At 66.0% G+C, this 26765-nt stretch carries 31 protein-coding genes; 19 read left to right on the forward strand and 12 right to left on the reverse strand.

The window, feature by feature from the left end; all coding sequences use genetic code 11:
* Positions 1-72: 72 nt before the first annotated feature.
* The 6 genes from SD196_RS24120 to ureC all read left to right on the forward strand — a co-directional run bounded on the left by SD196_RS24120 (position 73) and on the right by ureC (position 4639).
* Positions 73-525 carry a GNAT family N-acetyltransferase gene (locus SD196_RS24120; RefSeq protein ID WP_343576928.1) on the forward strand — a complete coding sequence of 151 codons (453 nt, stop codon included), beginning with the start codon at positions 73-75 and terminating at the stop codon, positions 523-525.
* 219 nt (positions 526-744) lie between these two features.
* On the forward strand, positions 745-1578 hold the full coding sequence (locus SD196_RS24125) for an urease accessory protein UreD (protein ID WP_343576926.1): 834 nt from the start codon (positions 745-747) through the stop codon (positions 1576-1578).
* 1 nt (position 1579) lies between these two features.
* Positions 1580-1882 carry an urease subunit gamma gene (locus SD196_RS24130; RefSeq protein WP_017518207.1) on the forward strand — a complete coding sequence of 101 codons (303 nt, stop codon included), beginning with the start codon at positions 1580-1582 and terminating at the stop codon, positions 1880-1882.
* Positions 1883-1964: 82 nt separating this feature from the next.
* Positions 1965-2471 (forward strand): N-acetyltransferase family protein, encoded by a 507-nt coding sequence (locus tag SD196_RS24135; RefSeq protein WP_331317616.1) that lies wholly within the window; start codon positions 1965-1967, stop codon positions 2469-2471.
* Complete coding sequence (locus SD196_RS24140; protein ID WP_331317618.1) at positions 2468-2773, forward strand: urease subunit beta; 306 nt, start codon at positions 2468-2470, stop codon at positions 2771-2773. The genes SD196_RS24135 and SD196_RS24140 overlap by 4 nt, the downstream gene beginning before the upstream one ends.
* A gap of 165 nt (positions 2774-2938) precedes the next feature.
* Complete coding sequence (gene ureC, locus SD196_RS24145) at positions 2939-4639, forward strand: urease subunit alpha (protein WP_343576918.1); 1701 nt, start codon at positions 2939-2941, stop codon at positions 4637-4639.
* Positions 4640-4705: 66 nt separating this feature from the next.
* Here the strand turns inward: ureC and SD196_RS24150 are convergent, their stop codons facing one another.
* Positions 4706-4972 carry a DksA/TraR family C4-type zinc finger protein gene (locus SD196_RS24150; RefSeq protein WP_343576915.1) on the reverse strand — a complete coding sequence of 89 codons (267 nt, stop codon included), beginning with the start codon at positions 4970-4972 and terminating at the stop codon, positions 4706-4708.
* 91 nt (positions 4973-5063) lie between these two features.
* Positions 5064-5927 carry an oxaloacetate decarboxylase gene (locus tag SD196_RS24155; RefSeq protein WP_343576912.1) on the reverse strand — a complete coding sequence of 288 codons (864 nt, stop codon included), beginning with the start codon at positions 5925-5927 and terminating at the stop codon, positions 5064-5066.
* Between the two features lie 367 nt (positions 5928-6294).
* Between SD196_RS24155 and SD196_RS24160 the strand changes: the two genes are divergently transcribed.
* The 3 genes from SD196_RS24160 (at position 6295) to osmE (ending at position 8341) form a co-directional block, all read left to right on the forward strand.
* Positions 6295-7560, forward strand: coding sequence for an Hsp70 family protein (locus SD196_RS24160; RefSeq protein ID WP_343576909.1), 1266 nt, complete (start codon positions 6295-6297; stop codon positions 7558-7560).
* 131 nt (positions 7561-7691) lie between these two features.
* A complete protein-coding gene (locus SD196_RS24165) occupies positions 7692-7910 on the forward strand; it encodes a hypothetical protein (protein ID WP_275608852.1) in 219 nt (72 codons plus the stop codon).
* 92 nt (positions 7911-8002) lie between these two features.
* Positions 8003-8341 carry an osmotically-inducible lipoprotein OsmE gene (gene osmE / locus SD196_RS24170; protein ID WP_275608853.1) on the forward strand — a complete coding sequence of 113 codons (339 nt, stop codon included), beginning with the start codon at positions 8003-8005 and terminating at the stop codon, positions 8339-8341.
* A gap of 40 nt (positions 8342-8381) precedes the next feature.
* Here the strand turns inward: osmE and SD196_RS24175 are convergent, their stop codons facing one another.
* The gene (locus tag SD196_RS24175; protein WP_275608854.1) at positions 8382-8765 is read right to left on the reverse strand and encodes a Rho termination factor N-terminal domain-containing protein; all 384 of its coding nucleotides are present in this window, start codon (positions 8763-8765) and stop codon (positions 8382-8384) included.
* Between the two features lie 111 nt (positions 8766-8876).
* On the opposite strand from SD196_RS24175, the gene SD196_RS24180 reads away from it, so the two are divergent.
* The gene (locus tag SD196_RS24180) at positions 8877-9332 is read left to right on the forward strand and encodes a GyrI-like domain-containing protein (protein ID WP_275608855.1); all 456 of its coding nucleotides are present in this window, start codon (positions 8877-8879) and stop codon (positions 9330-9332) included.
* On the opposite strand, the gene SD196_RS24185 is transcribed toward SD196_RS24180, so the two are convergent.
* Positions 9326-11404: an AsmA family protein gene (locus SD196_RS24185; RefSeq protein WP_331317631.1), complete on the reverse strand. Its 2079-nt coding sequence runs from the start codon at positions 11402-11404 to the stop codon at positions 9326-9328. The two genes, SD196_RS24180 and SD196_RS24185, sit on opposite strands and share 7 nt — an antisense overlap.
* Before the next feature lie 524 nt (positions 11405-11928).
* Here SD196_RS24185 and SD196_RS24190 point away from each other — a divergent pair.
* Both SD196_RS24190 and SD196_RS24195 read left to right on the forward strand, forming a co-directional pair.
* Entirely contained in the window at positions 11929-12588 is a 660-nt protein-coding gene (locus SD196_RS24190) for a hypothetical protein (protein ID WP_416310769.1), read from the forward strand.
* A gap of 327 nt (positions 12589-12915) precedes the next feature.
* On the forward strand, positions 12916-13494 hold the full coding sequence (locus SD196_RS24195) for a phage infection protein (protein WP_416310770.1): 579 nt from the start codon (positions 12916-12918) through the stop codon (positions 13492-13494).
* A gap of 80 nt (positions 13495-13574) precedes the next feature.
* Here the strand turns inward: SD196_RS24195 and SD196_RS24200 are convergent, their stop codons facing one another.
* On the reverse strand, positions 13575-14885 hold the full coding sequence (locus SD196_RS24200) for an MFS transporter (RefSeq protein WP_331317635.1): 1311 nt from the start codon (positions 14883-14885) through the stop codon (positions 13575-13577).
* A gap of 227 nt (positions 14886-15112) precedes the next feature.
* Between SD196_RS24200 and SD196_RS24205 the strand changes: the two genes are divergently transcribed.
* Both SD196_RS24205 and SD196_RS24210 read left to right on the forward strand, forming a co-directional pair.
* Positions 15113-15355, forward strand: coding sequence for a DUF6868 family protein (locus SD196_RS24205; protein ID WP_275608860.1), 243 nt, complete (start codon positions 15113-15115; stop codon positions 15353-15355).
* A gap of 103 nt (positions 15356-15458) precedes the next feature.
* Positions 15459-15674, forward strand: a complete 216-nt coding sequence (locus SD196_RS24210; RefSeq protein WP_275608861.1) for a hypothetical protein — start codon at positions 15459-15461, stop codon at positions 15672-15674.
* Positions 15675-15680: 6 nt separating this feature from the next.
* Here the strand turns inward: SD196_RS24210 and SD196_RS24215 are convergent, their stop codons facing one another.
* Together SD196_RS24215 and SD196_RS24220 are read right to left on the reverse strand one after the other, a co-directional pair.
* Positions 15681-16757, reverse strand: a complete 1077-nt coding sequence (locus SD196_RS24215; protein ID WP_343576897.1) for a fatty acid desaturase — start codon at positions 16755-16757, stop codon at positions 15681-15683.
* A 26-nt stretch (positions 16758-16783) separates the two neighbouring features.
* Positions 16784-17884, reverse strand: a complete 1101-nt coding sequence (locus SD196_RS24220) for a ferredoxin reductase (RefSeq protein ID WP_343576894.1) — start codon at positions 17882-17884, stop codon at positions 16784-16786.
* 158 nt (positions 17885-18042) lie between these two features.
* Here SD196_RS24220 and SD196_RS24225 point away from each other — a divergent pair, with 158 nt between their 5' ends.
* The 5 genes from SD196_RS24225 (at position 18043) to SD196_RS24245 (ending at position 21388) form a co-directional block, all read left to right on the forward strand.
* Complete coding sequence (locus SD196_RS24225) at positions 18043-18678, forward strand: TetR family transcriptional regulator (protein WP_275608864.1); 636 nt, start codon at positions 18043-18045, stop codon at positions 18676-18678.
* 206 nt (positions 18679-18884) lie between these two features.
* Complete coding sequence (ureE, locus tag SD196_RS24230) at positions 18885-19385, forward strand: urease accessory protein UreE (protein WP_416310771.1); 501 nt, start codon at positions 18885-18887, stop codon at positions 19383-19385.
* Positions 19386-19469: 84 nt separating this feature from the next.
* On the forward strand, positions 19470-20147 hold the full coding sequence (locus SD196_RS24235; protein WP_343576887.1) for an urease accessory protein UreF: 678 nt from the start codon (positions 19470-19472) through the stop codon (positions 20145-20147).
* Between the two features lie 10 nt (positions 20148-20157).
* A complete protein-coding gene (ureG, locus tag SD196_RS24240; RefSeq protein ID WP_243804465.1) occupies positions 20158-20772 on the forward strand; it encodes an urease accessory protein UreG in 615 nt (204 codons plus the stop codon).
* Between the two features lie 43 nt (positions 20773-20815).
* Positions 20816-21388, forward strand: coding sequence for a HupE/UreJ family protein (locus SD196_RS24245; RefSeq protein WP_343576883.1), 573 nt, complete (start codon positions 20816-20818; stop codon positions 21386-21388).
* A gap of 176 nt (positions 21389-21564) precedes the next feature.
* Here the strand turns inward: SD196_RS24245 and SD196_RS24250 are convergent, their stop codons facing one another.
* The 5 genes from SD196_RS24250 to livM form a co-directional block, all read right to left on the reverse strand.
* Positions 21565-22326, reverse strand: a complete 762-nt coding sequence (locus SD196_RS24250) for an SDR family oxidoreductase (RefSeq protein WP_343576880.1) — start codon at positions 22324-22326, stop codon at positions 21565-21567.
* A 514-nt stretch (positions 22327-22840) separates the two neighbouring features.
* Positions 22841-23764: an ornithine cyclodeaminase family protein gene (locus tag SD196_RS24255; RefSeq protein ID WP_343576877.1), complete on the reverse strand. Its 924-nt coding sequence runs from the start codon at positions 23762-23764 to the stop codon at positions 22841-22843.
* Between the two features lie 114 nt (positions 23765-23878).
* Complete coding sequence (locus SD196_RS24260) at positions 23879-24595, reverse strand: ABC transporter ATP-binding protein (RefSeq protein ID WP_343576875.1); 717 nt, start codon at positions 24593-24595, stop codon at positions 23879-23881.
* Positions 24592-25467 (reverse strand): ABC transporter ATP-binding protein, encoded by an 876-nt coding sequence (locus tag SD196_RS24265; RefSeq protein WP_316861609.1) that lies wholly within the window; start codon positions 25465-25467, stop codon positions 24592-24594. The genes SD196_RS24260 and SD196_RS24265 overlap by 4 nt, the downstream gene beginning before the upstream one ends.
* Positions 25464-26765, reverse strand: a complete 1302-nt coding sequence (livM, locus tag SD196_RS24270; protein WP_331317966.1) for a high-affinity branched-chain amino acid ABC transporter permease LivM — start codon at positions 26763-26765, stop codon at positions 25464-25466. The genes SD196_RS24265 and livM overlap by 4 nt, the downstream gene beginning before the upstream one ends.

Below are 26765 nucleotides of genomic sequence, written 5' to 3' on the forward strand. Positions count from 1 at the left end.
CCTGTCACTGGTGAACGACCGTGGCGGGTGGCAAGCTGCCAAGCCCCGTATTGGCTTTTTCCGGAGTTCGTCATGCCCCTCGTCCTGCGTCCAGCCGTCAACGACGACGCCGGTTTCGCCGCAGTCTGCGTGGCAGCCGCCTACGCCCAGTGGATTCCCAGGCTCGGCCGCAAGCCGGGACCGATGCTGGACGACTACCACGCCATCATCGCCGAGGACCGCGTACTGATCGCCGAGCAGGACGGCGCGCCGGTCGGCCTGCTGGTGATGCGCGAGACCGAGGAAGGCTTCCTGCTCGACAACATCGCCGTACTGCCGGAGTGCGCCGGCCAGGGCATCGGCCGCGAGCTGCTGATCCACGCCGAGGAAACCGCCGCCCAGCTGGGCTTCAGCTCGCTGTACCTGTACACCAACGAGCGCATGGTGGAGAACATCGAGCTGTACGCGAAGAACGGCTACCAGGAATACGCGCGCAAGGTCGAGAACGGCTTCCGTCGCGTCTACATGCGCAAGCAGCTGGGCTGAGGCGCGGCTCTTGTAGGAGCGGGCGCACCGTCATGGTGCATATTGATCGAGGACGCACCGCAAGCGCGCCCATACCTGACCGATCGGACAATCCCCCGCACTGCCCCACCCCGCGTCACGCCTACCTAACGGCACCAACGGCAGGCGCCGCGCACTATCCTGGCGCGTCCCGGCACGCTGCTTGCTCTGTCCTGAGCATCCTTCGTTTCGAAGCTGCCCATGAACGCACCGGCCACCCTCTTCCACCCCGCCTGGCACGCCGAGCTCGAGTTGGCTTATGCCCGCGTCGGCGACGGCACGCGCCCGGTCACGCGGCGGCATCTGGGCCCGCTGCGGGTGCAGAAGCACCTGTACGCGGAGGGGCCGCAGGTCTGCCAGCACATCATCGTGCACCCGCCCGGGGGCATCGCCGGCGGCGACACGCTGGACCTGGACATCCATGCCGGCGCCGGCAGTTGGGCGCAGCTCACCAGCCCCGGCGCGGCCAAGTGGTACCGCGCCTCGTGCCCGGCGAAGCAGCGCCTGAACCTGCGGGTCGCGCCCGGCGCCACGCTGGAATGGCTGCCGCAGGAAACCATCGTCTACTCCGGCGCCCAGACTGAGCTGACTACAGGCATCGATCTGCAAGGCGACGCCCGGCTGTTCTACTGGGACGTGGTCGCCCTCGGCCGCCCGGCCAGCGGCGAGCGCTTCGACGACGGCCACTTCGCCGCCGCCCTGGACATCCGCCGCGACGGTCAGCGCCTGTGGCACGAGCGCCAGCGCGTGGAGGGCAACGACCGCCTGCTCGACTCGCCCATCGGTCTCGCCGGACATCCGGTGATGGCGACGCTGATCGCCAGCGGGCAGATCGATGCGGCGCTGCTCGAAGCCTGCCGCACCCTGCCCTGCCAGGGCCACGGCAACCTCACCCAACTGCCCGGCCTGGTGGTCGCCCGCTGCCTCGCCCATGAGGCGCTGCACGCCCGCGCCTGGCTCATCGAACTCTGGCGTCGGCTGCGACCCGCGCTACTCGGCCGCGAGGCCGTTCCCCCGAGAATCTGGAGCACCTGAGATGGACCTGACTCCTCGCGAGAAAGACAAGCTGCTGATCTTCACCGCCGGCCTGGTCGCCGAACGTCGCCTCGCCCGTGGTGTGAAACTCAACTACCCGGAGGCCGTGGCGCTGATCTCCGCCGCGCTGCTCGAAGGCGCGCGGGATGGCCAGACGGTCGCCGACCTGATGCACTACGGCACCACGCTGCTGAGCCGCGAACAGGTGATGGAAGGCGTGCCGGAAATGATCCCGGAGATCCAGGTGGAAGCCACTTTCCCGGACGGCACCAAGTTGGTCACCGTGCATCAGCCCATCGCCTGATCGCGCGCCATCCAACCGGGGTGCAGCGGCAATGGCGGATGAAGCGTTCCGCTTCATTCGCCCTACGTATAGAGGAACCACCATGCTCATCCGCGACGCCAGCCAAGCCGACCTCGGCAGTCTGCGCGACATCTACAACGACGCCGTGCTCAACACCACCGCCATCTGGAACGAGGTCGCCGTTGACCTGGAGAACCGTCGCCAGTGGCTTGCGCTGCGCGCGCAGCAAGGCTTCCCGGTGCTGGTGGCCGAAGATGGCGGCGAGGTAGTGGGCTACGCCAGCTACGGCCCGTGGCGCGCCTTCGACGGTTTCCGCGAGACGGTCGAGCACTCGGTCTACGTACGCGCCGACCAGCGCGGCAAGGGCCTCGGCCCGATCCTGATGCACGCACTGATCGAGCGCGCCCGCGCCCAGAGCCTGCACGTGATGGTCGCGGCCATCGAGAGCGGCAACGCGGCGTCGATCCGCCTGCACGAGCGCCTGGGCTTCATCACCACCGGGCAGATGCCGCAGGTGGGCCAGAAGTTCGGCCGCTGGCTGGACCTCACCTTCATGCAATTGAACCTCGACTCACGGAGCGTCCCATGATCCCTGGCGAATACGACATCCAGCCCGGCGAGATCGAACTCAACGCCGGCCGCCGCACGCTCGCCCTGACGGTGGCCAACAGCGGCGACCGGCCGATCCAGGTCGGCTCGCACTACCACTTCTTCGAGACCAACGACGCGCTGCTGTTCGACCGCGACGCAGCTCGCGGCATGCGGCTGAATATCCCCGCTGGCACGGCCGTGCGCTTCGAGCCAGGGCAGAGCCGCGAGGTGGAGCTGGTGGAGCTGGCGGGCGAGAGAAAGGTTTACGGATTTGCCGGGCGGGTGATGGGCGCGCTCTGAGCTAAATGCCACATAGAGCGCCTCTCCCCCGCCCTCTCCCTGAAGAGAGAGGGAGAAAGCAGCGCGAGCAGCGAGTCAGCACAGTGCACCGATCAGCCCCCTCTCCCTTCAGGGAGAGGGTTGGGGAGAGGGCAAACCAGCGCAGGGACCAACCAAGGAGCCCCGATGAAGATCAGCAGACAAGCCTACGCCGATATGTTCGGCCCCACCGTTGGCGACCGCGTGCGTCTGGCCGACACCAACCTGTGGGTCGAAGTGGAAAAGGACTTCACCGTCTACGGCGAGGAAGTGAAGTTCGGCGGCGGCAAGGTCATCCGCGACGGCATGGGCCAGGGCCAGTTGTGTGCCGCCGAAGTGGTCGACACGGTGATCACCAACGCGCTGATCATCGACCACTGGGGCATCGTCAAGGCCGACGTCGGCCTCAAGCACGGCCGCATCGCCGCCATCGGCAAGGCCGGCAACCCGGACATCCAGCCCGGCGTCACCATCGCCCTGGGCGCCAGCACCGAAGTGATCGCCGGCGAGGGCATGATCCTCACCGCCGGCGGCATCGACACGCACATCCACTTCATCTGCCCGCAGCAGATCGAAGAGGCGCTGATGAGCGGAGTGACCACCATGATCGGCGGCGGCACCGGGCCGGCCACCGGCACCAACGCCACCACCTGCACCTCCGGCCCCTGGCACATGGCGCGCATGCTCCAGGCCGCCGACGCCTTCCCGATGAACATCGGCTTCACCGGCAAAGGCAACGCCAGCCTGCCGCTGCCGCTGGAGGAACAGGTACGCGCCGGCGCCATCGGCCTGAAGCTGCACGAGGACTGGGGCACCACCCCGGCGGCGATCGACAATTGCCTGAGCGTGGCCGACCGACTCGACGTGCAGGTGGCGATCCACACCGACACCCTCAACGAATCCGGCTTCGTCGAAACCACCCTGGCCGCGTTCAAGGGCCGCACCATCCACACCTACCATACCGAGGGGGCCGGCGGCGGCCACGCGCCGGACATCATCAAGGCCTGCGGCTTCGCCAACGTGCTGCCCAGCTCGACCAACCCGACGCGGCCCTTCACCCGCAACACCATCGACGAGCACCTGGACATGCTCATGGTCTGCCATCACCTGGACCCGAGCATCGCCGAGGACGTGGCCTTCGCCGAGTCGCGCATCCGCCGCGAAACCATCGCCGCCGAGGACATCCTCCACGACCTCGGCGCCTTCAGCATGATCAGCTCCGACAGCCAGGCCATGGGCCGCGTCGGCGAGGTGATCACGCGCACCTGGCAGACCGCCGACAAGATGAAGCAACAGCGCGGCGCACTGGCCGGCGACGGCACGCGCAACGACAACTTCCGCGCCAAGCGCTACATCGCCAAGTACACCATCAACCCGGCCATCACCCATGGCGTGGCCCATGAAGTGGGCAGCATCGAAGTGGGCAAGCTGGCCGACCTGGTGCTCTGGCGCCCGGCCTTCTTCGGCGTGAAGCCGAGCCTGATCCTCAAGGGCGGCGCCATCGCCGCAAGCCTGATGGGCGATGCCAACGCGTCGATCCCAACGCCGCAACCGGTGCACTACCGGCCGATGTTCGCCAGCTACGCCGGCAGCCGCCACGCCACCAGCCTGACCTTCATCAGCCAGGCCGCGTTCGACCTCGGCGTGCATCACGAACTGGGCCTGCGCAAGGCCATCGGCGTGGTGAGGGGCTGCCGCAGCGTGCAGAAGACCGACCTGATCCATAACGCCTACCTGCCGCACATCGAGGTCGATGCGCAGAACTACCAGGTGCGCGCGGACGGGCAACTGCTGTGGTGCGAGCCGGCCCAGGTGCTGCCGATGGCGCAGCGCTACTTCCTGTTCTGACATGCGAGGCGAACCTGACGAAGAACGGCGCCCGAAGGCGCCGTTCTCATATTTCTCCACAGCGCTTCAGCGCAGCTGACTGTCCTTGCTCCCCCGCCGGTTGTAGCCGGCGTAAGCCGCCTGCTCCTTGTCGTGCTCGGCCTGGCAGTTCACGCACAGGTGCACGCCGGGAATTGCCTTGCGCCGCGCCTCGGGGATGGGCGCATCGCATTCCTCGCAATGGGTCAGGCTCTCGCCCTTGGGCAGCTGGCTACGCGCCCGTGCGATGGCATCCTCGATGGTACTGTCGATCTGTTCCTGAACCGCGCCGTCGTTTGCCCAGCCACTGGCCATGGCGACCTCCGTCGTTCGTCTGTCATACCGCTAGGTATGCCGGCGACGGCCACGGATTGCAAGGGCGCGGCGATGCCGCGCGCCCGGCGGCTTACTCTTTTACTTCCATGTATTCCCGCGCCCAGATCTGATATTCCTCGGGCAGCGTGTACTTCTTCGCCAGCTCCGACGCGGTCAGGTCGGAGGCGTCCACGCCGCGCTGCTCGCGCAGGCAGTCGTAGGTGGCCTTGATCGCAGCGAAGTAGGCGGCGTGACCGTCCACCACGACGCGCACGCCCAGGCGCGCCAGGCGTTGGTCGTCGCGCAGCGCCGGGTTGCCGTAGGACACCAGCATCAGCGGCACGGAGAGGTGGCGGGCGATCGCCTCCAGGTGGTCGAAGTCGCGGATACCGACCATGCAGATGCCGTCGGCGCCGGCGGCCTGGTAGGCCAGGGTGCGGCGGATCACGTCGTCCACTTCCAGCACTTCGGCATTGGTGCGGGCGATGATCGCCATGTCTTCGTCGATGCGCGCCTCGATGGCCGCGCGGATCTTGCCCACCCCCTCTTCCACACTGATCAGGTCGGTGGACTTGCGGCCGAACTGCGCCGGCAGCAGGGTATCCTCGATGGTCAGCGCGGCCACGCCGGCGCGCTCCAGTTCAACCACGGTGCGCATGGTGTTCAGCGCGTTGCCATAGCCGTGGTCGGCGTCGGCGATCACCGGCAGGCGGGCGACACGGCCGATGCGGGTGGCCTGCTCGACGAACTCGCTAAGGGTGATCAGCGCGAAGTCCGGTGCTGCCAGAACTTGTAGTGAAGCTACAGAACCGCCCAGGATGCCGACCTCGAACCCCAGATCCGCGGCGATGCGCGCCGACATCGGATCGAACACCGAAGCGGTGTGGTAGCAGGAGGAAGAAGTCAGTAAGGCGCGGAATTCCTTGCGCAATTCGTGGAAGGAGGCTCTGTGCATGGTGGGGTCCAACTGCTTATACGGGGTGGGAAAGAAAAATCAGTGGGCAAAAACTCTTGTAGGAAAACTACAGGATCACAATGTAGCAAAACTACAAGCTACTCCCCAAGCCCCTTGGCCACCATTGTTTCCCGACAGATACCCCACGGTCGATTGAGATTTCGGCCCGTCCCTTCGGGTTGCGCGTCAAATCACGCCATGCGTCGTTGCGGGACTTGCCAAGGGAATGCCAATGCCTGCGTCCCGCGTCCAGCCTGGCGTGATTTGACGCGGCAACGCGGTTCGTCCGAAATCTCAGTCGATCCTGTTTTTCCGCCTGCGCTCGCGTAAACTGCGCGGCCGTTTTTTCTCCGGACACCCGCGCACCATGTTCCAGACCACTGCGGCCCGCGCCCTGGGCATCGACTTCGGCACCTCCAATTCCACCGTCGGCTGGTGGCGCCCGGACACCGAACCGCTGATCGCCCTGGAAGACGACAAGATCACCCTGCCCTCGGTGATCTTCTTCAATGTCGAGGAGCGCCGTCCGGTGTTCGGCCGCCTGGCCCTGCACGAATACCTGGAAGGCTACGAAGGCCGCCTGATGCGCTCGCTGAAAAGCCTGCTGGGCTCCTCGCTGCTGAAAAGCGAGACCACCGTGCTGGGCAGCGCCATGCCGTTCAAGGACCTGCTGGGCCTGTTCATCGGCGAACTGAAGAAGCGCGCCGAAAACGTGGCGGAGCGCGAGTTCGACTCCGTGGTGCTGGGCCGTCCGGTGTTCTTCGTCGATGACGATCCCAAGGCCGACCAGGAAGCCCAGGACACCCTGGTGGCGGTCGCCCGGAAGCTCGGCTTCAAGGACGTCTCCTTCCAGTACGAACCGCTGGCCGCGGCCTTCGACTACGAGCGCAGCATCCAGCGCGAGGAGCTGGTGCTGATCGTCGACATCGGCGGCGGTACCTCCGACTTCTCGCTGGTGCGCCTGGCGCCGGAGCGCCGCGAAGTGGCCGACCGCCACGGCGACATCCTCGCCACCGGCGGCGTGCACATCGGCGGTACCGATTTCGACAAGCAACTGAGCATCCAGGGCGTGATGCCGCTGTTCGGCTACGGCAGCCGGATGAAGAGCGACGCCTTCATGCCCACCAGCTACCACCTGAACCTCGCCACCTGGCACACCATCAACGCGGTGTACGCGCAGAAGTCTCAGCTGGCGCTGCAGAACATGCGCTACGACATCGTCGACGCCACCGGCATCGACCGCCTGTTCAAACTGATCGAGCAGCGCGCTGGCCACTGGCTGGCGATGCAGGTTGAGGCCAGCAAGATCGAACTCTCCGACAGCCAGCAGCGCGACATCGACCTCGCGCGCATCGAGCCGGGCCTGATCGCCGAGCTCAGCCGCGAGTTGTTCGAAGGCGCCATCGGCCCGCTGCTGGAGCGTGTGCGCGGCAGCATCACTGAGCTGCTCAACTCCGCCGATGTCGATCCGGCGCGGGTCGACACCGTGTTCTTCACCGGCGGCTCGTCCGGCGTGCCGGCGCTGCGCCAGAGCGTGGCGGCGATGCTGCCCAACGCCCGCCACGTCGACGGCGACCGCTTCGGCGGCATCGGCAGCGGCCTGGCCATCGAAGCGATGAAGCGTTACGGCTGAATTGCGCCCCTGCGGCCCCTCGTCCATCAGTGACAGGGGCCATCGACAAGCGCGGATTGCGCCAGGGCGCACTGACGCACGCGCCAGCTTGCGCTAGCGTTGAGGATTATCACCTCACGCTGGAAGCCACCATGTCACTCCTCCGCCTCGCCGCCCTCACCGGCCTGTCCTGCGCACTGACCGCCTGTGGCCTGGGCGAAACGGCCGCGACGGCCACCACCGCCGCCAGCCTTCAGGCCCAGCAGGCGCAACAGGCCCAGCAGCAGATGCAGCAGCTCAAACAGCAGATCGACCAGGCCAATGTGCAGAACCAGCAACGCCTGGACGATGCGCTGAAAGACGCGCAGTAGGGCAGTTGCCTCGAACGCCCGCTGGCGCTGCCACTCCAAGTCGTGCAAGTGCGATGCTCGATCCAAGCCGTTTCAAAACCAAGGAGAGCACCATGGATAAACGATCACTGCTGGCCCTGCTCGTATTGGCGTCGTTGGCGGGATGCGCCTCCAACACCAAGGTGCAGAACCCAGTCAACTTCATCACCTTCCGCAACGAGCCGCTGGTGCGTGACGTCGACAAGGGCATGACCAAGGAGCAAGTGCTGCGCATCGGCGGGCCGCCGTCGTCCACGCAGAGGCGCGCGAATGGCCTTGGCAACTGCAACAGCTACATTCTCGCCAAGGACGGCCAGCAGCAGGCCTTCTACGTCAGCTTCGACAGCAGCGGCAAGGTCGACGGCTCGGGCTTCATGACCTGCTCCGAGCTGGAGCGCCGCGAAAGCGACTGACCCCGCCGGCCCTCATCCCCGAAGGATGAGGGCCGATGGTTCAGCGCAGGGCCTCGATCAGCTCATCCTTGCGCATGCGCCAGCGCCCACTGATGCCCTTGCGCTTCGCGCGCTCGAGCAACTGCTCGCGGGTCAGCGCCTCCAGCGGAGCCAGGCTCCGCCCACCGGGTTTGGTTGACGCACCCTGTCGGCTCTTTGCCGCGCGCCGCGCCGAGGCACTGCGGGCCATCGCCTTGGCCCCTTCGCTCTTGCGCTGGCCGGCACCGCCCTTGCGCTCACCGCCGCCGGACTGGCGATTGACCGTGGCCCAGGCCAGCGCCTCGGCCTCCTCGCGGCTCATTCCCAGGTGCCGGTAGCTCTCTTCGATGTGCGCCGCCTTGCGTTTCTGGCTGGCGCTGTACAGGCTCTTGTCTCCACGCGACATGACGATCTCCTTGTTCGAAGGTCTACCGAGAGTGGACCGGCCCTGCGCGGAAATATTCACTGCGATGCGCCGCCGTCTATCATGCGAACACTCAGCAAGGAGCCGCACACCATGAAACACAGGATCATCGAGCTGCCCGCCTTCACCGTGGTGGGCATGGACTATCGGGGCAGCGCCCCCGGTGACAGCATCGGCCAGCTCTGGCAGCGCTTCCTGCCGCGCGAGCATGAGATCCGCGCCAACCCGCAGGACAGCAACGCCTATGGCGTCTGCACCCAGCTGCCGGGCGGCGAGTTCCACTACATCGCGGCGCTGCCGGTGGAAGCCGACGCGGCGGTGCCCGAGGGCATGCTGAAGTTCGAGGTGCCGGCGCAGAAGTACGCGGTGTTCACCCACATCGGCCCGGTGCAGGGGATCGCCGACAGCTTCCAGGCCATCTATTCCAGCCTGCTCGTCCAGCTGGGCCTCGAACCGCGCAAGGGCATCGACCTGGAACGCTACACCGAACGCTTCCTCGGCCCGGAGAACCCGGCCTCGGAAACCGACCTGTACATTCCGATCTACTGACGCTTGCCGGGCGCCGGTGCCTTCGCCGGCTGCTTCATCTGCTGCAGCAGCGGACCGCACTGGTTGTCGTCCTTCTGGCTGGGCGCCACCAGCGCCAGCAGCGCGGCCGCTGGCGTCAGCGCCACGCCCAGCGCGACCATGCCCGCGCCGCGCAGCACCAGCGGACCGCTATGCACCCCGGCGCGGGGATTCTTGAAGGTGCCCTGGACGTAGAGCGGTGAGCGCAACGAGAAGATGCGCAGGCCCTTGCTCTCGGGGATCACGTCCAGGTCCAGTTGCTCATTGGCGAAGTTGGCGGTGCCCTGCACGTTGATGATGGCGTTCTCGGTGTCGAACACGAACACCCGCGGCTCCGCCACGCCCTTGGTGATGCCGACGTCAGCGGCGGCGCAATTGATCTTCACCTCGTCGTCGCCGAACAGCTTGGCAACCACGTAGTTGCCGACGTTGAGGCCGGCGATCTCCATCAGCCCCTTGCTGATTCGCCCGTCATTCATCAGCAGCTTCATCTGCCCGTTGGCGCCGCCGAGGATGCTCGCCACGGAATTGCCGGTGCCGCTGAGCGCGGCGTCGCCATTGAGCTCGCCGAAGCTGGTCTGCATCGGCGCGAAACTGGGGAACAGTTGCTTGAGCTTGAAGCTGCGCGCCTTGAGTTCGACACGGCTCTGCATGGGCGTCTTGCCGCCGTCCAGGCGTATCTGCGAATCCAGCGTGCCGCCGGCTACGCCGAAGCGCAGCGGCTCCAGGGTGAGCAGGCCGTCGTTGAGCACCAGGTGGGTGTAGAGATCGCTGAGCGGCAGCTTGTCGCTGTGCGCGATGCGCTTGCCGGTGAACTCCACGTCGGCGTCCATCGCGCGCCAGCGCTCGGTACGGAACTCTTCCACCGGCAGCACCTTGTCCGCCGGCTGGCGGGTGGCCTGACCGCGCGCCTGCTTGTCCTTGTTCGAGTCGACGCCGATCAGCGGGCCCAGGTCGACCATCCGCAGTTGCTCGGAATGCAGCTTGCCGGAGAGCTTCGGGCGCGGCTGGCGATTGACGAACAGCAGACTGCCATGGAGATCGCTGCCGCCGACCTTGCCGTTGAAATCGTCATAGTGGAAGGTCGCGCCGTCGGGGTCCTTCAGTTGCGCCGTGAGGCGGCCGTCGGTTTCATAGGCCGGGGTGTCGGGCAGGGTCACGCCGGTGAGCGGGAACAGGTTGGCCATGCTAGTGCCGGCCAGCTTCAGGCGCAGGTCAAGCGCCCCCAGGTTCAGCGGATCGGTCAGCCGGCCGACCACGCTGGCGCGGGTGCTGCCGGCGGCGATGTCCGCCTGCACCGGGAAGGGCTTGGCGACGTCCTGCAGGGCCAGCATGCCGCCCACCTTGCCGGAGCCGCTCAGCGGCAGCCCCTTGTACTCGCCCTTGAGCTTCCAGCCGAACACGTAGTCCTGGGTCTGCGCCGCGTCCGTCCCGGCCAGCGCCTTGCCGGCCAACTGGCCGAAGGGCACCGGCTTGCCGAGCGGATCCACCAGCAGTTCCAGGCGAGTCTTGAGGCTCCGGTCATCGAGGGTGATGCGCCCCTTGTCGAAGCCTATCTCACCGATATCCAGCTTCCACGGCGACGGCTCGGGATTGGCCTCCTCGTCCTTCTTCGGCAGTTCGAAGGTCCAGGTGGCGCGGCCATCGGCCAGGCGCAACAGGTCGGCGCTGGGGCGGGTGAGGATGATCTGCGGGATGCTCACGGTCTGCCAGAGCAGCGGCAGCGGCGCCAGGCGGAACTCCACCTTCTCCAGGCGGGCGAATTGCGGAGTCTTGCCGGCGGCCCAGTCGGGATTGCCCAGGGTGATGTCGGCGGCACTGAAGTGCGGCCAGGGCACCAGGGCACGCCAGCCGCCCTCCTCCGGCTCGGTGCGCCAGAGCACCTGCAGGTCGCCGTTGATGGCGAAGGGGCGCCCCAGTTCGGCGGTCACCTTCTCGTTGATCATCGGCTTCACCCGATTCCAGTCGAAGGTGGCGATGAACACCAGCGCTGCCGCGAAGAGGGCGACGAAGCCGGTGAAGGTCCAAAGGCAGATTCGCTGGCCGCGCGTCATACATGAACTCCCTGGTTGCCGCGTCGGTGAAAGGCCTGACATCCCCGCGCCAGACCCGCTGCATCGATTGCAATGAAAGCACGACCGCCGGAGCTCGCCGCGCCGGCATTCTCCCTTGGTCCGTGAGTTTGGACCACCGGTGACGAGGGAAATCTCCCGCAATCGGCGACGCAATGGCCTGTATCAGGCGAATAGAACCGCCCTGCATGGGGACGGAAGCGTGAGCGTGCCGAGCTCTTCGCCAAACATCGCTGAGGCCACGAAAGTGGCGTTCCAGAGCGGTTCCCGGGAAATTCATCGCCAATTAATCCATTAATTAGATATTAATGATTACGCCAATAACCTCCATCAAGGCTATCGATAGAAGCCAAATAATCATACTAACTATTTGTTTTTTAACAGATAAATAAACAATCATCGGCATCGATACAGACTATCTCCCGGCATCGTTTTTAAATCGATAATCCAGAACGGATACTGAGCCCGTGTCCAAAGAACTCCCCCACTCTTTCTGGAGCCGAATCATGAAACGCACCCTCGTACTTGGCTTTGCCCTCTCCGTACTTGCTGCCAATGCCGCTTTCGCCGGCGCCCAGCAGGAATCCCCGGCCGTGAACGCCAGCCACGTTCAACTGCTGGTCCAGGACGGCGCCGAACGCACCCTGGATCAACAACAGAAGCAACTGGACGCGGCCAAGGCCCGCATCGCCGAGAACGGTTCGAGCCAGTCGGTTGACCGTCTGCACCAAGCGATGAGCGTTGCCGAAAACGGTTCCAGCCAGACTGTCGACCGCCTGCACAAGCAACTGGGTGTCGCCGAGAACGGTTCGAGCCAAACCGTTGACCGTCTGCACCAGGAGATGAGCGTTGCCGAAAACGGCTCCAGCCAGACCATCGACCGCCTGCACAAGCAACTGGGTGTCGCCGAGAACGGTTCGAGCCAATCGGTTGACCGTCTGCACCAGGAGATGAGCGTTGCCGAAAACGGCTCCAGCCAGACCATCGACCGCCTGCACAAGCAACTGGGTGTCGCCGAGAACGGTTCGAGCCAGACCGTTGACCGTCTGCACCAGGAGATGAGCGTTGCCGAAAACGGCTCCAGCCAGACCATCGACCGCCTGCACAGCAACATGGTCGCCGAGTCCGGTGGCGACATCGTCTTCGACGCCCACCTCAAGGCCTGATCCACGCCGTACGCCGCAAGGCGCCAGAAAAGCCCGGCACTGCCGGGCTTTCTCATGCCGTTCCGATCCCCGCAGCAGCTCCATCGATGCCAGGCCAGTACGGCTTTGTAACGGCATCCTACTCAAAACACCGCTCAAACCACCCGAAAGCGCCGACCTAGAGCGCTTTTCGTCGTTACATCATTTGCAGCGATAGTAGAAATTAGCCGCCTAAATAATCGACAACGTTGATCCACTCTATCAAGTGGCATCGTTTTTAAATCGATTAATCCGAAGGGAAAATGAACCCGTAGCCAAGAACTTCCTCCCCCTTTGGAGCCACCTAAAATGAAACGCCAGATCGCCCTCAGCCTTGCACTCACTTCCCTGATGACCGCCAGCGCCGCCTTCGCCGCACCGGCCATCCTGAACAACGGCCCGCGCGCCACCCACCAGCACGAGCACCAGCTTCAGCAGCAGAAAGTTGAAGATCACGTTGCCGCCAACGGCACCGAACGCACCATCGACCGTCTGCACAAGCAAATGGGAGATGAAGCCCGTGTGGCCGACAACGGGTCCGAGCGCACCATAGACCGCCTGCACCAGCAGATGGGTGATGAAGCCCGTGTGGCCGACAACGGGTCCGAGCGCACCATCGATCGCCTGCACAAGCAGATGGGTGATGAAGCCCGTGTGGCCGACAACGGTTCCGAGCGCACCATCGATCGCCTGCACAAGCAGATGGGTGATGAAGCTCGCGTAGCTGACAACGGTTCCGAGCACACCATCGACCGCCTGCACAAGCAGATGAGTGATGAAGCCCGCGTGGCCGAGAATGGCTCCGAGCGCACCATCGATCGCCTGCACAGCAACATGGTTGCCGAGTCCGGTGGCGATATCGTCTTCGACGCCCACCTGAAAGCCTGATCCCGCTGTACGCCGCAAGGCGCCAGAAAAGCCCGGCCTCCGCCGGGCTTTCTTATTTCCGCCGGTCGCCGAACGGGACGTCAGGCCCCGGTTTCGGGCTTGTCCGGCGCACCGTCTGAACGGCCGATGGTCGGCGGCGCTTCCACCACCAGTTCCTCCGGCACTTCCTCGACGCGCGGGTCGAGGGCCGCAGCCATAGGGCTGACGGTATCGGGCATCGGTACATGGTGCAGCGGCGCCTCGTCGACGCGGTGCATACCCGAAACGCGCTTGGGCTGGACCCAGAAGATCAGCAGCAGCGCATAGGCCGACACCAGCATGTAGAACATGCCCGGGCCGAAGTGCCGCATCATCGCGCCGGCGAACAACGGGCCGATGCAGGCGCCGACGCCGTAGGTGGTCAGCAGCATCGCCGAGAGCGCCACGCGGCGCGGCTGTTCGACGTGGTCGTTGGCCAGCGCCACCGCCAGCGGATAGAGGGTGAACAGCAGCATGCCGGTGACGAAACCGTTGGCCAGCAGCAGTTGATACGGCAGCTGGACCAGTCCCCACATCGGCACCGAAGCCACGCACAGCAACAGCGCATTGCCACGGATCAGCCAGCTGCGGTTCATCCGGTCCGACAACCAGCCCAGCGGCCATTGCGCGCAGAAGCCGGCGATGATGCAGATACCGACGAACAGGCTCGACTGCGCGGTATCCAGGCCATTGCGCGCCGCGTACACCGGCGCCAGGCCGTAGAAGGCACCGACCATCAGACCGGCGACGAAAATGGTGCCCAGCGACTGCGGCACGCGCTTCCAGAAGAAACCGATCTCCAGCGGCGCCGCCACCAGCTTGGCCGGGTGCACCCGGCGGGTCAGCGCCAGCGGGATCAGGCAGGAAGAGAAGCAGATGGCGACCAGCAGCAGCGGCTTGTAATCCAGCGCCGGGCTCAGCGCCAGCAGGCCCTGGCCGACCACCAGCCCGGCATCCACCGCCACCATGTAGCCGGCGAATACCTTGCCGCGCTGGCGCGATTCGGCCTGCTCGTTGAGCCAGCTTTCGATCACCATGTACTGGTTCATCATCACCGCGCCCATCACGAAGCGCAGCAGCACCCACACCTCCAGCTGCGAGACCAGCGCGTGGATCAGCACGATCACCGTCGCCAGGCCCGCGCAGGCCACGTAGGAACGGATGTGGCCGAAGCCGGCGATCAGCTTGTGGCCGAACTTGCCGCCGCAGACTAGGCCGAAGTAGTAGGCGGCCATCAGGCCACCGACCCACAGGTCGCTTACCCCTTCCTGGGTCAGGCGCAGGCCCATGTAGGTGGTGAACAGGCCGGAGCCGGCGAGCATCAGCAGCGTGGCGGTATAGAGCGCGGGAAAGGTGACGAGCGGGCTGAACATGGCGAGTCCGGCAGGCGATTCGAGGATGGGTGAAGGTTAGCAAGGCGCCGGCGGCGAAACCGGCCAGCGCCCGATATCGGACAGCCCCGGCGCGGCAAAGATCACATCGCGGACGCCCCGGGCATTATCACCGGCGCCCGGCGTCGCCGCCATCAGGGTGAAACCATTGGTCGCCCGACCTCTCCAAATGAGAAGGCTCCAAATGGGAAAGCGCCTGGAGATTCGCCATGACACCCGCCGACCTCAAGTCCTTCCTGCTCTACTGCACCCTGATCAACTACGCAGTCCTGCTGATCTGGTTCGCCGCCTTCAGCTTCGCCCACGACCCGCTGCATCGCCTGCACTCGCGCTGGTTCAGGATATCCGTCGAACGTTTCGATGCCCTGCACTATGGCGGCATGGCGGTCTACAAGATCGGCGTACTGTTGCTGAACCTGGTGCCGCTGATCGCCCTGTGCCTGCTGTACTGACACCGCGCCCTGCGACGAAGTGACCATCCATCCAATAGCTAAGTACTGAAATTTATTGGAAATATTCGTGTCGTAGGGTGCACGCAGTTTGAAGGAGATCCCCGTGCACCACTCTACTCGCAGCCTGCGAAAAACCCTCGACTCCGTTGCCGCCAACAACGAAGCCACGGCGCTGGAAATCATGCGGGCCGTCGATCAGGTCCAGGACGACCTGTTGCGGCAGAAGTTGCTCAAAGCCATTCATCAGCTCAACCAGGACGCCACCGACCTGCGCGCCCTGCGCGAGGAAATCAACGCGCCGCAGAGCCGGCGCGCCTGATCCGCGTCAGGCGCTGGCGACGGCATTGGGCAGGCGGTAGATCCAGATCCGCCTGATGACCGTGGCGAATTGCGCGGACAGCCTGCCGCTGTTGTAGGTCTGTCCGTAGCGCGCGGCGATCTCGCGCACCTGGCGCGACAGCTCGGCGTAACGGCGCGCCGGCAGGTCGGGGAACAGGTGATGCTCGATCTGGTGGCTGAGGTTGCCGGTTAGAATGTGGAACAGCCGCCCACCCTCCAGGTTGCTCGACCCGCGCAACTGGCGCAGGTACCAGTGGCCGCGCGTCTCGTTCTCCAGCACCTGCGGCGGGAACACCGCGGCCTTCTCGGTGAAATGACCGCAGAAGATCACCGTGAAGGTCCACAGGTTGCGCATCAGGTTGGCGATCACGTTGCCCAGCAGCACCGCGCCGAACGCCCCGGTGAACAGCCCCAGCAGCGGGAACACCGCGTAATCCTTGAGCCACTGGCGCAGCACCTTGGCGTTGAACTGGCGCAGCAGCGGGCGCAGCTCGTCCCGGCTCATGCGGCCTTTCAGGTACTTGTCCAGGCGCAGGTGCTGGATGGCCACGGCGTACTGGAACAGCAGCGCCTGGATCGCCACCCACAGCGGCTGCCAGCGGTAGAAGGGCTTCCACTTCTGCTCGGGGAACAGGCGCACCACGCCGTAGCCGACGTCGTCGTCCTTGCCCAGCACGTTGGTGTAGGTGTGGTGGATGTGGTTGTGCGTGTGCCGCCAGAAGTCCGCAGGCCCGACGATGTCCCACTCATAGGCGCGTCCGGCGAATTCCGGGTCGTTCATCCAGTCGTACTGGCCATGCATGACGTTATGGCCCAGCTCCATGTTCTCCAGGATCTTGCCCAGCCCGAGCAGGAACGTGCCGAGCAGCCAGGTGGGCGGGAACCAGCCGGCCATCAGCAATGCACGGCCGCTCCAGCAACAGAAGCGCACCGTCGCGCGGATGCGGCGGATATAGCGGGCGTCGCTCTCACCCAGGTCGTGCAGGGTGCGCTGGCGCAGGGCGTCCAGTTCGGCACCGAAGGCCGCCAGCTCAGCGGCGGACAGTTCGCGGTCGTCGCGCATGGGGATTTTCCGGAAGAAAGGCTGGATCAGAGGTCGACGGTCAGGTCGCCCTGGGGCGCGCTGACGCAGATACGAATGGGCTGGCCCGGTTCGCTGAACAGCTCGCCGCTGCGCAGGTCACGCACGCAGCCGCTGACCAGGGTGCAGGTGCAGCTGGCGCAGACGCCCTGCCGGCAGCCATGGGCCGGACGCAGACCGCTGGCCTCGGCCTGCTCCAGCAGGCTGCGGCGGCTGTCGCCGGTAACCTCCAGTGCGCTGCGGGCAAAATGCAGGTTCACCGACCGCGCCGGCTCGCCCTCGTCCCAGCTCGGCGGGCTGAAGCTTTCCACCTGAAGACTGCGGCTACTCGCGCCGAGCGCCTGGCGCACGCTGTCGACGAAGCCACCGGGGCCGCAGGCCAAAACGTGGCGGTCGCCCAACCCCTCGACATGCTCGGGATGGAAACGCCCGCGCAGCTCGCCATCAACCGGCGCATCGCCACTCAGGGCCCAGCGCAGTTCGAGATTCGGATGCTGCCGTGCCAGCGCCTCCAGGGCGACGACGAACGCACGCTGGCCACGCTCGCGGACGTAATGCAGCAGCGTCACCGGCCCGTTGTAGCCACGCGCCAGTGCCTCGCGCAGCAGGCCGAGCAAAGGCGTCAGCCCGCTGCCCGCCGCCAGCAACAACACGCCCTGCCCGTCCTGAGGCCAGCTCAGCTCGCCGTCCGGGCGGCCCAGCTCCAGCACCTCGCCCACCGCCAGTTGGTGCAGCAGGTAGGAGGACACGCGGCCACCGGGCTGCAGCTTCACCGCGAACTCCAGGCAGCCGTCCGCGGCGATGCGGGTCAGGCTGTAGCTGCGGCTGCAACGCACGCCGCCGCGCTCGATGTACAGCTGCACGTGCTGGCCAGGCCGCGCACCACGCCAGTGGGCGTTCGGACGCAGGCGCAGTTCGAGCATGTCTTCCGCCACCCACTGCCGCGCCTCGACCCGAGCGTACACCCGGTCCAGTGCCCAACCGGTGTTGAGCACACGCAGCACGGCATCGACATCCGACTCGCGCAGCCACCGGCCACGCACCAGGGCATGCAATGGCACAAGCAGCGGCCGGAGCAGGCGCAAACCGGCGAAAGGGAGGATCGACATGAATGGCACCGAACAGTAAACAGATGTTCACTAAAATCGCATGCACGGCAGATTTCAGTCAACAGGTGTTCACTGTCTTGCACAGGAACTCCCCCGGCGCTGATCGGCATTTGCTAGAGTGCCTGCGCCCTTGCACTCGCCATGGATCGCATCGCCGTATGTCCACTCCCCGCGCCGAACAGAAACAACAGACCCGCCAGGCCCTGATGGATGCGGCCCGAAGCCTGATGGATAGCGGTCGCGGCTTCGGCAGCCTGAGCCTGCGGGAAGTGGCGAAGACGGCGGGGATCGTACCGGCGGGTTTCTACCGGCATTTCACCGACATGGACCAGCTCGGCCTTGCGCTGGTGGCCGATGTCGACGAGACCTTCCGCCAGACCCTGCGCGTGGTGCGGCGCAACGAGTTCGAGCTGGGCGGCGTGATCGAAGCCTCGGTGCGCATCTTCCTCGACGCGGTCAGCGCCAACCGCACCCAGTTCCTCTTCCTCGCCCGCGAGCAATACGGCGGCTCGCTGCCGATCCGCCAGGCCGTAGGTGAACTGCGCCAGCGCATCACCGACGACCTCGCCGCCGACCTCGCGCTGCTGAACAAGCTGCCGCACCTGCAGGCGCAGGACATCGATGTGATCGCCGACCTGGTGGTGAAGACGGTGTTCGCCACCCTGCCCGAGCTGATCGACCCGCCGGCCGACTCGCTGCCGACGCACCTGTCGCCCGAGGCCAAGGTGACCCAGCAGCTGCGTTTCATCATGATCGGCGCCAAGCACTGGACGGGGATCGGCTCAAGGCCCTGAGCCAGCGCCCTTCACCCCCTGCTCGCTCCTACAAAGATCCGCATCGCCCCGCCTTGGTGCACACCGTTTTCGCGCGCACCATCGTCGGGCGCGCACGCCATTCCTGATCGTTCGGACAAGCGCTCCAGCCCGCGCCAAGCCTGACTGCTACCCACGCTGGCAAGCCCCTTGCTGTAGCACCGCCATTGCTACTGCCGGACGCCGCCATGCTGGTCATCCACCAACGTACCGAACCCCGCGAACACTGGGATGCCGAACTGCGCCTGAACTTTGATGCGCGCAGCAAGAGCCGTCTGCGCTGCTTCACCAGCGCCAGTGAAGACGTCGGCCTGTTCCTCGAACGCGGCCAGCCGCCGCTGGCCGATGGCGAGTACCTGCTGGCCAACGATGGCCGCGTGGTGCGCGTCTGCGCGGCGCCGGAAAAGCTCCTCCACGTGACCTGCGCCACTCCCCGCGAGCTGAACCGCGCGGCCTATCACCTGGGCAACCGCCACGTCGCGCTGCAGGTCGGCGAGGGCTGGCTGCGCCTGCTCGACGACTATGTGCTCAAGGCCATGCTCGATCAGCTCGGCGCCACGGTGGAGGCCATCGAGGCGCCCTTCCACCCCGAGCACGGCGCCTATGGCGGCGGGCATCACCACTCACACCATGGCGAGGAAGAGTTCAACTACGCGCCGAAGCTGCACCAGTTCGGTGTGCGCGTGTGACTTTGCGCCAGCGCATCCCCCTCACCCCAGCCCTATCCCTCAGGGAGAGGGCACCGTCCGTTGCGCTTGTGAAGTCCTGCCGTCATGCTTGAGCTTTCAAGACTCTGGTCGCTGCTGCGCCTGGCCAGCCCGCAGTTGCCCATCGGCGGCTACAGCTATTCCCAGGGCCTGGAAAGCGCCATCGAGCAGGGCCAGGTGAAGGACGCCGACGCCGCCCACACCTGGCTTGCCGATCAACTGCAGCTGAACCTCGCGCGCTTCGAAGGCCCGCTACTGGCCGAACTGCTGCGCGCCGCGCAAGCCGCCGACTGGGAAGCCCTGCGCGACGCCGCCGAGCGTCACCGCGCCAGCCGCGAGACCCGCGAGCTGGGCCTGGAGAACCGGCAGATGGGCTTCTCCCTCGGCCAGTTGCTCGAAGCCCTGCCCGAGCTGGACCAGCCCGCGCGCCAGTGGCTCGCGGCGCAAGTCGAGCCCTCCTTCGCAGCCGCCTGGGCGCTGGCCGCCCGCGCCTGGGGGCTGTCCCCGGAGCAAGCCCTGGGCGCCTGGCTGTGGAGCTGGCTGGAGAACCAGCTGGCGGTGCTGATGAAGACCCTGCCACTGGGCCAACTGGCCGCGCAGAAGCTCACCTCGCAATTGCTCCCCGACCTCGACCAGGCCTGCCGCAGCGCACTCGCCAACCCGCCGGCGGGCGGCGCGCCCTTCGGCCTGGCGCTGGCCAGCATGAACCACGAAACCCAATACAGCCGTCTGTTCCGCTCCTAGGAGAACTGCCATGAACTCTCAACCTCTTCGCGTCGGCATCGGCGGCCCGGTGGGCTCCGGCAAGACCGCCCTGACCCTGGCGCTGTGCCGCGCCCTGCGCCAGCGCTACAACATCGCCGTGGTCACCAACGACATCTACACCCAGGAGGATGCGCAGTTCCTGGTACGCAACGAGGCCCTGGAGCCGGAGCGGATCATCGGCGTGGAAACCGGCGGCTGCCCGCATACGGCAATCCGCGAGGACGCCTCGATCAACCTGGAAGCCGTGGACCAGCTCAACCGCCGCTTCCCCGGGCTGGACCTGATCCTAGTGGAGTCCGGCGGCGACAACCTGTCGGCGACCTTCAGCCCCGAGCTGTCGGACCTGACGCTGTACGTGATCGACGTGTCCGCCGGCGACAAGATCCCGCGCAAGGGCGGGCCGGGCATCTGCAAATCCGACCTGCTGGTGATCAACAAGATCGACCTGGCCCCGCTTGTGGGCGCCTCGCTGGAGGTGATGGACCAGGACGCCACGCGCATGCGCGGCGACAAGCCCTTCGTGTTCAGCAACCAGAAGACCGGCCAGGGCCTGGCCGAGATCATCGCCTTCATCGAGCGCCAGGGCCTGCTGATCGCCGCCTGATCGCGCTCCACGACCGACGACTAGAAGACCAAGGAGCTACACCATGAACCTGCGCAAAGCCCTCTACAGCATCGCGCTGTTCCTCACCCCGGCGGCGGCCTTCGCCCACCCCGGCCACGGCGACCACGGCCTGATCGCCGGCCTCGCCCACCCCGTCAGCGGTCTCGATCACTTGCTGGCGATGTTCGCCGTCGGCCTCTGGGCCGCCCAGCAGCAAGGTGCCGCACGACTGGCGCTGCCGTGCACCTTCGTCGCGGCCATGCTGGTCGGCGGGCTGCTCGGCTTCGAGGGGCTGCAGGTCCCGTTCATGGAGACCGGCATTGCCGCTTCGGTACTGGCGCTGGGGCTGTGCGTAGCGCTGGCGGTGCGTCCGCCGCTGTTCCTGGCGATGGGCGCGACTGCACTGTTTGCCCTCGCCCACGGCGTGGCCCATGGGTTGGAACTGCCGGAGCTGAGTAGTCCGTGGCTGTATGCGGCCGGCTTCGTCGGTGCGACTGCCGCGCTGCATGCTGCGGGTTACGGGATCGTTCGCCTGCTGCCGCAGGCCGCTGCGACGCTGGTGCGCTGCGCCGGGCTGGCTTCGGCGGGCGCAGGTGCCTGGCTGCTCGCCGGCTGACCTGCTCTTTGTAGGGGCGAGCTTGCTCGCGAATGGCCTCGCCGCGGAGTTGGTTCGCGAGCAAGCTCGCTCCTACAAGATCAAAAGCCTCTCACCCCAGCCCTCTCCCAGAGGGCTGGGGTGAGGGAAAGGCCCGGCACGAAAACACCGAAGAACAACCGCTGCCCACCCCCTGATCACCCCTTGCGATGCACCGCAAACCCCGCCCAGGCCTGGCTCACGGGCATGATTTCCAGCGTGTTGATATTGATGTGCGGCGGCTGGTTCATGATCCAGTGGATGGTCTCGGCGATGTCCTCGGACTGGATCGGCTCGGCGCCGGCGTAGGTCTTGTCGTACTTCGCCTGGTCGCCACCGAAGCGCACCAGGGAGAACTCGCTCTCGCACATGCCGGGTTCGAGATTAGTGACGCGTACGCCAGTGCCTTGCAGGTCGCAGCGCAGGTTCAGGGAGAACTGTTCGACGAAGGCCTTGGTGGCGCCGTAGACGTGGCCGCCCGGATAGGGCCAGTGACCGGCCACCGAGCCGAGGTTGAGGATGCTCGCGCCGCGGCCATAGGCGATCAGGCGCGGCAGCAGCAGGCGGGTGGCATACATCAGGCCTTTGACGTTGGTATCCACCATGGTGTCCCAGTCATCCAGGGAGCACTCCTGTGCCGGGTCGGCGCCCAGGGCGAGGCCGGCGTTGTTGATCAGGCCGCGCAGTTTGGCGAACTTCTCCGGCAGGCCGACCACCGCCGCGGTCATCGCCGCGCGGTCACGCACGTCGAGCACCAGCGGCAGCACCTCGGTCTGCGCCGAAAGCTCCTGCGCCAGCGCGTTCAGGCGCTCCTCGCGACGGCCGGTAATCACCAGCGACCAGCCATCGCGGGCGAAGCGGCGCGCACAGGCCTCGCCAAAGCCGGAGGTGGCGCCAGTAATGAACAGGGTGGAAGTCATCGGGGAATCCTCATGGTTGGCCCTCGTTCCGCCGGTCGGTGCCAGCGTGTCATGGTGGGCGCGTTCTTGTCGGTGTCTTGCAGGATAACAGTCCGGTCGCGCCCCGTTGCGCTACAGCGGCGCTGGATAAAACCCGCACAGCTGGCCGAAAGCCCCGTCACTGCGGGGCCGCTCGCACTTGCTCCCACCTTGTCCACAGGCTGCTCCACGGATTCTGTGGGCAAGCGTGAAGGCGCATTTTCTCTGGACGAAATTCGAACGCCGCGCCGTAACCAGCGCCAGCCCTGCGCCGGAGAAGTTCTTCCCAAGGTTATCCACAAGTCTTTCAACGGCAGCCGTGGACAACCGGGCGTCCTCGGGAACTTTTCCGGAAAGCCGCAACTGTCCATCCATACAGCGTTTCAAGGCGATCGAGCAGAAATCAGCCGGTCCTGGCGGAGCCCCTGGGAATGGGGCCTGCAAGGATTCGCCCAAACCTTATCCACAGGCCGGCCCACAGATTTTCTGGACAAACTCAATGCACCAGAAGCCGCGCCGCAATCAGGTCTTCCAGTGCATAACCCACGGATTTGAATAGGGTGATCTCGCTGTCGTCCCGGCGCGCGCCGCGCCCTTGCAGCAGGTCGGACAGCTGGCTGTGGATGGCGCTTTCGTCGATCACGCCTTCGCCCATGGGGATCAGCAGGTCGCCGGCCTCCTCCAGCGCGCCTTCGCGAGTGTCGACCACGATGCGCGCGCGACGCACGGCTTCGTTGTCGGTTTCGCGCATGGACGGCAGGAAGGCGCCGACCAGGTCGAGGTGGCAGCCCGAGCGCAGCCATTCGCCGAGCACGATGGGCTCGCGGGAGGTGGTGACGCAGCTGATGCAGTCCGCCGCCGCGACAGCGCCGCGCAGGTCGGCGCAGGCATGGACGGGATAGCCTTCGTCCTGCAGGCGTTTCACCAGGGCATCCACCTTGTCTTCGTGGCGGCCCCAGATGGCGACATCTTCGTACTCGCGCACAGAGCAGTGGGCGCGGACCATGTGCGGCGCCAGGGTGCCGCTGCCGACGATCAGCAGCCTGCGCGCATCACGGCGCACCAGGTAGTCGGCGGCCAGCGCAGAGGTACAGGCGGTGCGCCGGGCGGTCAGCTCGGAGGCTTCGAGCATCGCCAGCGGACGGCCGGTCTGGCCATCGAACAGGCAGAACAGCGCAGCCACCGCCGGCAGGTTCTTCGCGCCGTTGCCGGGGAACACGGTGACCAGCTTGACGCCGATGTCCTGCCCCGGCCGCCAGACGGGCATGGTCAGCAGCGAAGCGTTGTCTGGCAGCGCATGGCAGCCTCGCACGGGGGCTTCGCACTCGCCGGCAAGGCCGATGCGCAGGGCTTCGATCAGTTGGGGATAACTCAGTCGTTCGGCGACGTCGGCGTTGGTGAGGAAGCGGAGGTCTTGCATGAAAGCTCCTCTTCAGGAAGCAGGGGATAACCTGTAGGAGCGAGCTTGCTCGCGAACAAGCCCCGCTGCGGAGATGTTCGCGAGCAAGCTCGCTCCTACGAAGAGCAACAGGCGTCAGTGCCCGCCGAGGTAAGCGTTGCGAACGTCCTGGTTGCCCAGCAGCTCGGCGCCGGTGCCGCTCAGGCGGATCTCGCCGTTGACCATCACGTAGCCACGGTCCGACAGCTTCAGCGCATGGTTGGCGTTCTGCTCCACGAGGAACAGGGTCATGCCGCTCTTCGCCAGTTCGCGCAGGGTCTGGAAGATCTGCTTGACCACGATGGGCGCCAGGCCCAGCGAGGGCTCGTCGAGCAGCAGCAGCTTGGGCCGACTCATCAACGCACGGGCGATGGCGAGCATCTGCTGCTCACCGCCGGACATGGTCATGGCGCGCTGGTTGCGTCGCTCCTTCAGGCGCGGGAACAGGTCGAACATGCGCTCCATGTCCTCCTGGGCGTGGTCCATGCCGATGGGGATGGTGCCCATCAACAGGTTCTCCTCCACCGTCATGTCGGGGAACACCCGGCGCCCCTCCGGCGACTGCGCGATGCCGTTGGAGGCTACGTAGTGCGCCGACTTGTGGCGGATGTCCTGGCCCTTGTAGAAGATCCCCCCCGAAGCCGCGCGCGGCTGGCCGAAGATCGACATCAGCAGTGTGGACTTGCCTGCGCCGTTGGCGCCGATCAGCGCCACGGTTTCCCCTTCGTTGACGGTCAGCGAGACTTTCTTCAGCGCCTGGATCGGCCCGTAGAACACATCCACATCACGGAACTCCAACATCGGCGCCGTCATACCAGCTCCTCTTCGTCCGCGCCGAGATAGGCGGCGATTACCTTGTCGTTGTGGCGAATCTCGTCCGGCGCGCCACGGGCGATGACCACGCCGTGGTCGAGCACGATGATGTGGTCGGAGATGTTCATCACCATGCCCATGTCGTGCTCGATCAGCAGCACGGTGATCCCGTGGTGGTCGCGCAGGTAGCGGACGATGCGCGCCAGGGCCTGGGTCTCGGCGGGGTTCAAACCAGCGGCCGGTTCGTCCAGGCAGATCAGCTCAGGCCGCGTGCACATGGCGCGGGCGATCTCCAGGCGGCGCTGCTGCCCGTAGGACATCTCGCCGGCCAGGCGGTTGGCGCAGTCCACCAGGTCCACCACTTCCAGCCAGTAGAAGGCGTGGTCCAGCGCCTCGCTTTCCGCGCGGCGGTAGCCGGGGGTGTTGAGCACGCCGGCGATGAGGTTGCGGTTGACGAACATGTGCTGGGCCACCAGCAGGTTCTCCACCACCGACATCTCGCGGAACAGCCGGATGTTCTGGAAGGTGCGCGCCAACCCCGCGCGGTTCACCAGGTGGGTGCCGCCGAACATTTTGTAGTAGAGGCGGTTGCCGAACTGCGCCGGGTTGACGAAATCGCCGCCCTGGAACGGCTGGCCCAGCACCTTGATCACGTCGGTGGTGCCGCCCTGGGTGTTGAGCAGGATGTTGCCGCCGGTGGCCTTGTAGAAGCCGGTCAGGCAGTTGAACACCGTGGTCTTGCCCGCGCCGTTGGGGCCGATCAGCGCGGTGATGGAGCCGCGTTCCACGTCGAGGTTGACGTCGTTGAGCGCCTTGATGCCGCCGAAGTGCATCATCAGGTGCTCGACGCTGAGGATCTTGTCACCACTCATGGCGCCACCCCCTTGCGAACAGCGAAGCCGGTGCGGCTGATGCGGATCAGCCCGCGCGGTCGCCAGATCATCATCAGCACCATGAGGATGCCGAACAGCAGCACCCGGTAGTCGGCGAAGCTGCGCAGCAGCTCCGGCGCCACGGTGAGGACGAAGGCGGCGATCACCACGCCCACGGTGGAGCCCATGCCGCCGAGCACCACGATGGCGAGGATCAGCGCCGACTCGAAGAAGGTGAACGACGACGGGTTGACGAAGCCCTGGTAGCTGGCGAAGAACACGCCCGCCAGGCCCGCGGTGGAGGCGCCGAGCATGAACGCCGAGAGCTTCACCAGCACGTGGTTCAGGCCCATGGCGCGGCAGGCGATCTCGTCCTCGCGCAGCGCTTCCCAGGCGCGGCCGACCGGCATGCGGGTCAGCCGGTGCTTGATGTACAGCACCAGCAGCACCACCACGAACAGCACCGCGTAGATGAACACGAACTTGAGGTTCTGGTTGTAGTCGATGCCGAGGAATTCGTGGATCGGCGTGCCGCCCTCCTTCGCCCGGCGGCCGAACTCCAGACCGAAGATGGTCGGCGAGGGCACCGGCATGCCGTTCGGGCCGCCGGTGAAGGACAGCCAGTTGTTGAGGATCAGGCGGATGATCTCGCCGAAGCCCAGGGTCACGATGGCCAGGTAGTCACCGTGCATCCTCAGCACCGGGAAGCCCAGCAGCGCGCCCGCCATCGCGGCGGTGATGGCCGCCAGCGGCAGCACCGTCCAGAAGCCCAGGCCGAGGTAGTGGTAACCCAGCGCGAGGCCGTAGGCGCCGATGGCGTAGAAGGCCACATAGCCGAGGTCGAGCAGCCCGGCGAGGCCGACCACGATGTTCAACCCCAGGCCCAGCAGTACGTAGATCAAGCCGAGGATTATCACGGTGAGCAGGTACTTGCTGGCGAAGAACGGGAAGATCACCGCGGCGACGATCAGCAGCGGGACGATCCAGCGCAGACGGGTCTTGTAGCCCGGCTGCAGTACGGTGATGCCCGAGTCGGAGGTTTCGAAGCGCTCCATCACGCGCACGCCGGCCGGAGTCTGCAGGTACAGGCTGAGCAGCAGGCGGCCGATCATGACTGCACCGACCATCCAGGCCAGGCGAACCGGTTCGAGGTTGAAGCTGTAGCCATCGAGCACCACGCCGACGATGGGACCGAACACCACCAGGGCGATCAGCCCGGCGAGCACGGTGTCGACGAGGCTCTTCTTGATATCGATGCGCGCGGTCTTCGGCGCGGCGGTGGTCTGGGAAGCGGCCAT

Origin of the sequence: Pseudomonas macauensis (genome assembly GCF_047902425.1) — a bacterium.
Taxonomy (GTDB): Bacteria; Pseudomonadota; Gammaproteobacteria; order Pseudomonadales; family Pseudomonadaceae; genus Pseudomonas.